Annotated in this window: 4 protein-coding genes; all 4 read right to left on the reverse strand. The window is 73.3% G+C overall.

What is annotated here, in order from left to right:
* On the reverse strand, positions 1-1,140 hold a 1,140-nt coding region (locus tag ACFXPX_RS42990), incomplete at its 3' end, for a right-handed parallel beta-helix repeat-containing protein (RefSeq protein WP_380645033.1).
* A gap of 94 nt (positions 1,141-1,234) precedes the next feature.
* Positions 1,235-2,572 carry a hypothetical protein gene (locus ACFXPX_RS42995; protein ID WP_380645034.1) on the reverse strand — a complete coding sequence of 446 codons (1,338 nt, stop codon included), beginning with the start codon at positions 2,570-2,572 and terminating at the stop codon, positions 1,235-1,237.
* Positions 2,573-2,684: 112 nt separating this feature from the next.
* Positions 2,685-3,131, reverse strand: a complete 447-nt coding sequence (locus ACFXPX_RS43000) for a hypothetical protein (RefSeq protein ID WP_380531682.1) — start codon at positions 3,129-3,131, stop codon at positions 2,685-2,687.
* A gap of 98 nt (positions 3,132-3,229) precedes the next feature.
* Complete coding sequence (locus ACFXPX_RS43005) at positions 3,230-7,351, reverse strand: hypothetical protein (RefSeq protein ID WP_380645035.1); 4,122 nt, start codon at positions 7,349-7,351, stop codon at positions 3,230-3,232.
* Between the last annotated feature and the right edge of the window lie 15 nt (positions 7,352-7,366).

The raw sequence follows: 7,366 nt of genomic DNA on the forward strand, positions 1-7,366 counted from the left end.
CTCCAGGCGCCCGCGGCCCTCGCGCAGCACCTCGACGCCGTGGCCGCCGACCTCGGCGACGTCCAGGCGGCGCAGCAGCGGGTTGGCGCCGTCGCGCACGACGACGCCGCTGCCGGCGGCGCCGCGCACCTCCAGGCGGTCGAACTCGGCGGCGCTCTCGCCGGTGAGGTCGACGGCGTCGCCGGCGCCGGCGGTGACGGTGGTGCGGGTCAGGACCGGGCTGGAGGACTCGTCGACCAGGACGCCGGTGCCCTGGGCGTCGGCGACCTGGCACTCCTCGAAGCGGCCGCGGGAGCGGCCGGTGACGTGGATGCCGTGGCCCTTGGTGCGGGCGGTGCGGCAGCGGCGCACCAGCGGGTCGGTGGCGCCGGCCAGGACCAGGCCGTGGCCGCGGGTGGTGTCGAGGGTGCAGTCCTCCAGCAGGACCTGGGCGGTGGAGCTGACGTAGACGCCGATCGCGACGTCGCGCACGGTGGTGCGCAGGACCCGGGTGGTGCTGTGCTCCTCCAGGGCGATGCCGGGTTTGTCGGTGGCGGAGATCTCGCAGTCCTCGATGGAGCCGCGGCCCTCGCCGTTGGCGCACACGCCGTTGCCGCGGGCGTCGCGCAGGACGCAGTTGCGCACGACGGGGTTGGCGCGTTCGCCGATCACGACGGCGGAGCTGCCGAGGTGTTCGATGGTGCAGTCCTCGATGACGCTGGTGCCGGTGGAGGTCTCCACTATGCCGGCGCCGGCCGGGTTGACGACCCGGCAGCCGCGCATGGCCAGGGAGCCCTGGCCGCGGGTGAGGACGGCGGTCCAGGAGTTGCCGACCACCTCGCAGTCCTGGAGGGCGGCCTGGCCGCGCGGGACGTCGACGGTGGGCAGTTCCTCGTCCTGGCCCTGGAGGACCAGGCCGGTGAGCTGGACGGCCTCGGCGACGACCTGGACGACGGCGCCCCGGCGCGGGGAGATGCGCACGCTGCCGCGGGCCTCCTCGGCGGTGATGGTCACCATCTTGGTGATCACCAGGTTCTCGTCGTAGCGGCCGGGGCGGACGCTGATCACCGCTCCGCTGCGGGCCGCCTCCAGGGCGGCGCCGATCGTGCGGTAGCCGCCCTCGCGCGGCTCCGCACCGACCGTCAGCACATGGCGGGTCATGGGGCGTTCTCCTCCGTCGTTCGTGGCTGTGGTGCCGGTGGTGCTCGGTCGTGCGGGTTCGTACGGGGTCCGTACGGGGGGTGCGGGGCCGGGGTCAGCCGGTGCAGTCGGCCTTGACGGCGGAGGCGGCGTGGTGGGCGTAGGTCTTGACGCTGTCACCGACCCAGTCCTGGCCCCGGCTGTGCATCACCACGGCGATCCGGCCGCCGCTGAGCGGGAAGGTGCCCGCCGGGACCCACTGGCCGCGGGAGGAGGTCTGGTTCACGTTGAACGACTGGCCCTGCACGGTGTAGTAGGTCGGGGCGCCGCCGACGGCCTTGATGTCGCCGTTGTTCGGGACGTAGACCGACAGGCGGCAGCTGCCGGTGGTGAGCGAGCCGGTGTTGAAGGTCCACACCACCGAGTTGCTGCTGTCGTCCTTGTTGGCGGCGCCCGACATCGGCATCGAGGTGAAGCCGCCCGAGCAGCCGTCGCCGCTGTAGCCGCCGGAGTTCTTGCGCCAGCCCTTCTGCCCGTCGTCGTACCAGCCGTTCTGCTGCATGGAGGTGGATCCGCCGCAGCCCGGGCCGGCCACGCCGTGGTAGGTGGGCGCGGGCGGCGGGGCGGGCTGGGTGGGCTTGTCCGGGGGCGGGGCCGGCTGCTGGGCCTTGGCGGGGGGCTGCGGCTGGGTCTGCGGTGCGCCGCCGCCCTGGCCGGAGCCCTGCCCCGCGCCCTGTCCCGCGCCCTGGCCGCTGTTCTGAGCGGTGTTCTGGCCGCCGCCCTGGGGTGCGGCGGGCGCGCCGGCGGCGGCATGATCGGTGCCCGGGGTGCCCTGGCCGGCGGCGATGCCGGGCAGCGCGGCCCCGGCGGCCGCCGCAGCGGGCACCACCGCGCCCTCACCGGGCTGGGCGCCGGCCGGCTGGCCGGGCTGGCCCGGCTCAGCGGGCTGGCCGGGCTGCAGCGGCTGGTCGCCGGGCGGGTTGCCGGGTGCGTCGGCGCCGGGGACGTAGCCGTTGCCGCCGCCGTCGGGCGCGGAGAAGCCGGCGGGCGGCGGCCCGTCGGCGCCGGGGGTGCCGGGGCCGTCCCCGCCGAAGCCCGCGATGCCCAGCGGCACCCCGACCAGCACCAGGCCCGCGATCACCGCGGCGGCCACCATCGGCTTGGGGATGCGCCGCCCTGCGGCCTCCTCCTCGGTCGCGGCGGCCGGCGCGGGCGCGGCGGTCACGCCCGGGCGGGCCTGGCCGGCGGCCTCCACCGCCGTCGCGCCGCTCTCCCTGACCTCGGGCACCGCACCGGCGGCTCCCACCGCCGCAGCTCCCGCCTCGACGGCGGCCGGTGCCACGCCCGCCTTCCCGGCCTCGGCGGCCGGCTCCGGCACCTCCCAGGCCACCGCGGGCAGCTGGATGCCCCCGACGGAGGACCCGTTTCCCCGCGCACTACGTTCCCTGCCCACCCACGCTCCCTGGCCTTGGACGACGCCCGACGGGGCCGCCCCGCGCGGCCGAACCGCCGCGCGGCGAAAACCGCCCCTCCCCCAGACCGACGGACGGCACGTCGCGTCGGGTTCAGCCGATCTCCAGGCTCCAGGCCGGCTCGTCCTGGCGGGGCGGCTTCAGCACGAAGTCCACCGCCCGCCCGAGGGCCTGCGGCGACGGCTGCGGGCACGGCCCGGTGCGCCCGAGCAGGTGCGCGAGCAGCCCGGGCTCGGGCGCGAGGTCGTACTCCTCCAGGTAGTAGGCGACGGTGTCGGTCCAGATCCACTCGCCGTCGGTGCGGTAGTTCATCGGGACGGCGCCCCGGCGGGAGGTGTCGAAGACGTCGTCCATCAGCATCGGCGTCACCAGCACCTCCGCGCCGGACCGCAGGTACGCCAGTAGGGCGGCCCGCTGCCCGGCGTCGCGCACCAGCGGGTGGTCCGGCGCGAAACCGGGCCCGGCCACCGGGTCGACCGTGCCGAACACCGCCGCCAGCCGGAACTCCGGCTCCGCCGCCTGCCCTTGCTGCTGTTCCACGCGTCGTGCTCCCGCTCTCGTGGCCCCGCACCGGGGCGCCCTCACCCGGTCAACGGCTCCGGGCGCGGGCGGCGTTCACCCGGTGGCCGTTCCGCCGGTCAGGCGGTACTGCCCTTGAGGTCGGGCCTGGGGTCCTTCTGGTACCAGAGCAGGAGGGCGGCCTGTACCTCGGCGCTGGGCTTCCACGCCATGATGCCCTTCTTCATGACCTTGTCCAGTTCCTTGACGAAGTCCTCGGGCTTCCCCTTGTAGGTCTTGGCGAACTCCGTGACCTGCCTGGCCGGCGCCGGCTTGATCCCTTGGTCGACCACGCTCGTGGCATTGGCCTCGGCCGCCCGCGCCGCCTCCTCGGCCGCCCGTCGCGCCGCCGCCTCCTGCTCGGCCGCCCGCTCCTCGAGCCGCCGGGCCCAGGCGGCCTCGTCGTTCTTCGCGGGGAAGTACCTGAAGGCGATGTCCTTCCCCTTGGGCACGTACGCGCTGGTGGAGTTGAGCCTGGCCACGTCATTCCACCCGTACTCGATGACGCCCTCCACGTCCTTGCCGCCCCTGTGGTAGGTGCGGGGCTGGTTCGACAGCGTCGACTTCTGCCCGGCGGCGATCGTGTACCCCACGTAGGCGCCGACCCCCGGGAACGCCTCCTGGAAGTCCTTGACGACGGACTTGCAGCTGGCGCACGTGCCTCGGGAGGAGAGCACGGTGAGGACGCCCTCGGGCTGGGCGGGCAGTCCGGCGCCCGGCTGTCGGGAGACCGCCTTCTCCGGCGGCTTTCCAGAGGGATGGGGGACCTGCTCGAAGCCCCACTCCTTCATCTGCTGGAACGCCTTCGCCAGGCCCTTCACCTCGGCGTCGTAGCGCTGTGTCGGCAAGCCGTTCTCCTTCGCCCACCGGTCGGCGGCCTGGAGCGAGCGGCTGTCGTTGATGGATTCGTCATGGCCGTTGGTGACGGCCGCGGCCGTCTCCCAGCTCTTGTCGCCCTTCAGCGCCAGGGAGATGACGGCGTAGGTCAGGCTCTTGTCGGTGCCGGTGAAGAGCTGCTGGAGGAGTGAGTCCTTCAGGACCACCGTCGCCGCGGCCACGGAGTCAGGGTCCGGTTCCGCCGCCGGAACCGGCTTCGGTTCATCGGCCCTCTCCTTGCCCTTCGCCACCGTTCCCTCCGGCTGCTTCGCCACCTCCTGCGCCTCGGCCGACCGCTGCCCGCCCGACAGCACGTCCGCGATCCGCTCGGCGGAGTTGGTGGTCTCAGGGGAAGCGGACTCGGTGGTCTCGGGCGGAGCGGTCTTGGTGGTCTTCTTCTTGTTCGCGAAAGCCAGGGCGCCCTCCGGTTCGCGGTCGGGGTGGAGGGTGCCCGGGGCGGCGCTGTCGTAGCCCTCGGGGCGGTCGCGGTCGCGGTCCGGGTAGACGGGGGCGGGCAGGTGGGCGCCGCGGTCGACGATCACGGGCGCCTGGCCCTCGGCCGTGGGCCGCTCGACCTCCAGGAAGTGCCCGCCGGCGACGACGGCCGGATGGCCGTCGGCCGTGAAGCCGACGGCGGAGGCGACCACCAGGTGCCCGGGGCCGTCCGTGCCGTCCACGCGCGGGGTGAAGTACACCGGGCCCGTGGCGACCAGTGCGCTGCTGCCCAGGTCAGCCAGGCCGAGCTGGCGCATCACCTCGGTGGTGTACTCGAGCCCGGGCGCCCGCCCGAGGTTGCAGGAGACGAGTTGCAGCCGGTCGGTGCCGTTCCAGACACCGCCCTGGTGCAGTCCGGCCAGGATCCCGACGAGTCGGTCCTCGGTCAGCTCCACCGGCTCGCGGGTTTCGGGGTCGGTGCCGAGCGGCAGCGGCAGGCCGGTGTCGGGGTCGGTGTGCACGGCCAGGGTGAACACGCCGTCCTGCGCGGGGAAGCGCGCCAGGGCGTACCGCTCCGCCGCCGACGGCTCGGGGTGGCCGAGCCACCAGCCGTTGCCGGGGCCGCCGAACGCACTGAGCGGCGCGCCGACTTCGCCCGCCTCCGGCACCGGGTCGGTCCACAGGAAGCCGCTCGGGAGGTTGATCGTGTCGAAGGGGGCTATCTTGTCCAGCGTGCCTGCCCGCAGGTTGTTGACCACCTCGTGCAGGGTTTCTCTCGTGTACTGGAACTCCAACGGGGGATCGCCCCAGCCGGCGTCCTCGGTGTTGTGGGTCCGCAACAGGAGGGTCTCGTTCCCGTTCTCTCCCTCCTCCAGGCGCAGGTGCACCGTCGCGTTCTGGCCGGTCAGCTTCGGGTGGGTCGAGGTGATCTCGACCGTCTTCTCCCGCCCGTCCGCGGACAGGCGCTCGGTGACACGGAAGTCGGCCCGCAGGTTCTCGGGGAAGGCCGCGCGCAGCGCCTGCTCGCTGTAGAAAACGGCGAACAGGTCGAACACCTCCCTGACGGGGGTCTCGTTCACCCAGCCCGCGATCGTCTCCTGGACGTCGTGGAGCGTCATGGGCTCAGCCTCCGCCCGGATGACGTGGAACGGGCCGTCCTCCTCCCGGCCGGTCACCGTCAGTCGGCTCGGGCCGAGCGTCACCTCGTACTGGGTCGTGTTCACCTCGTCCAAGTGGCCGTGCGCCGCGGCGTGCCCCGGCGGGAAGGACAGCGCCAGCATGGGGTGGGACAGCGGCACCTGGATCTCGAACAGCGCGTAGCGGTCGGGGTTCGACATCCAGCCCTGGGCGAACGCCCGGTCGTAGGTGGTGGAGGAGGGCAGGACGTCGGTGAAGCTCTCCTGCTGCCGGGTCTGCGGCTCCATCCGCACCGCGCGGTACAGGAGCACGGTTCCCTCGGCGCCCGGATGTCCCTCCGGGGGGCGCAGGCGCTCCGCGTGGTTGTAGAACGTCCGCAGATTGCCCATCATCTTGTCGAAGGTCACCGTGCCCTCCCGCTGGAAGAGCCTGCCCTCCGGGTTGCGCAGATTGGTGAAGACCCCGTTCTTGATCTGTCCCATGAATGTGCGCAGCGGACTGTCGGGTGGGGCTGCGGTCAGGTGGTCCACTGACAGCGCCACTGCGGCTGCCGCCTGCTCGGGGGTCGGCTCGGCGTACTTCACCGCCTGGGGGTTGCGGTGCTCCGGTGCTATCGACTCCACCAGGCCGTAGCCCTCGGGGTGGTCGTGGAAGGAGCCGTCCGGCGCCCGGTGGGCCCCGCGCTCCTCCACCTGGACGTGGATCTGACCGGAGTCGCCGTCCCGGACCGCCTGGAACTCCAACCAGTGGTCACCGCCCACCATGACCGGGTGGCCGCTCTCGGTGAAGCCGATGTCGGAGGCGACCACCAGGTGCCCCGGGCCGCCTTCGCCCCGCGGGGCGAAGTACACCGGGCCGGTCGCGGCCAGCGCCCGCGGGCCCAGGTCCAGCTCCTTGAGCCGGAGCATCACCTCGTCGACGAACTCGCGCCCCGGCCCGCGGCCCAGGTTGCAGGCCACGAACTGCACGGTGTCGGTGCCGTTCCAGATCCCCGCCCGGCGGAGGCGGGCCAGGACACCCGCCGTCTGGTACGCCGACAGCGTGCCGTCCGGCCCGTTGGGCCAGACCGGCCGCCCGGTGGCCTCGTCGGTGTGGACGGGGACGACGAACACCCCGGGCTGCTCCGGGAAGTGCGCCAGCGCGTCGCGCTCCGCCTGCGGCATGTCGGCCTCGCCGATCCGCCAGCCCTTGGCGCCACCGCCGAAGGCCGACAGCGGCTGCCCGATGTCCTCCGGCATGGGCGCGGTGTAGTCGAACCAGTCCCAGGGCAGGTCCAGCATCTCGAAGCTGGGGTTCTCGGTCAGCTTCTGCGAGCGCAGGCCGCCGCTGACGTCGCCGATGTTGTCGGCGTTGAAGACCATCGGCTCGCGCGGCTCGGTGTCCTCGCTGGTGCTCCAGCGGATCGACACGGATCCGTCGCCGCCGTGATGGATCGCCACTTCGGCGAACTGTTCGGCCAGTTGCTCGTGGGTGTGCTCGATCCTGATGGTCTTCGTGCGGCCGTCCGGCGAGGTCTCCTCGGTGATGCGGTGGAAGTCCGTGAGGTCGCGCGGGTAGGCGGCGCGCAGTGACTCCGGGGTGTAGAAGTCGGTGAAGCGCCGGAACGCGTCCGGGATCGACATGCTGCTGGACCAGTTGGCGACCTCGCCGCGGATGTCGTCCACCGTCATCGGCGAGGCGTCGACCTTGATGACGTGGTAGCCGCCCGAGTCGTCACGGCCGGTCACCGACAGCCGGGACGGACCGAGCGTCACCTCCGACTGGTTCTC

The sequence above is a fragment of the Kitasatospora sp. NPDC059146 genome, assembly GCF_042786665.1.
In the GTDB taxonomy this organism is placed as follows: domain Bacteria; phylum Actinomycetota; class Actinomycetes; order Streptomycetales; family Streptomycetaceae; genus Kitasatospora.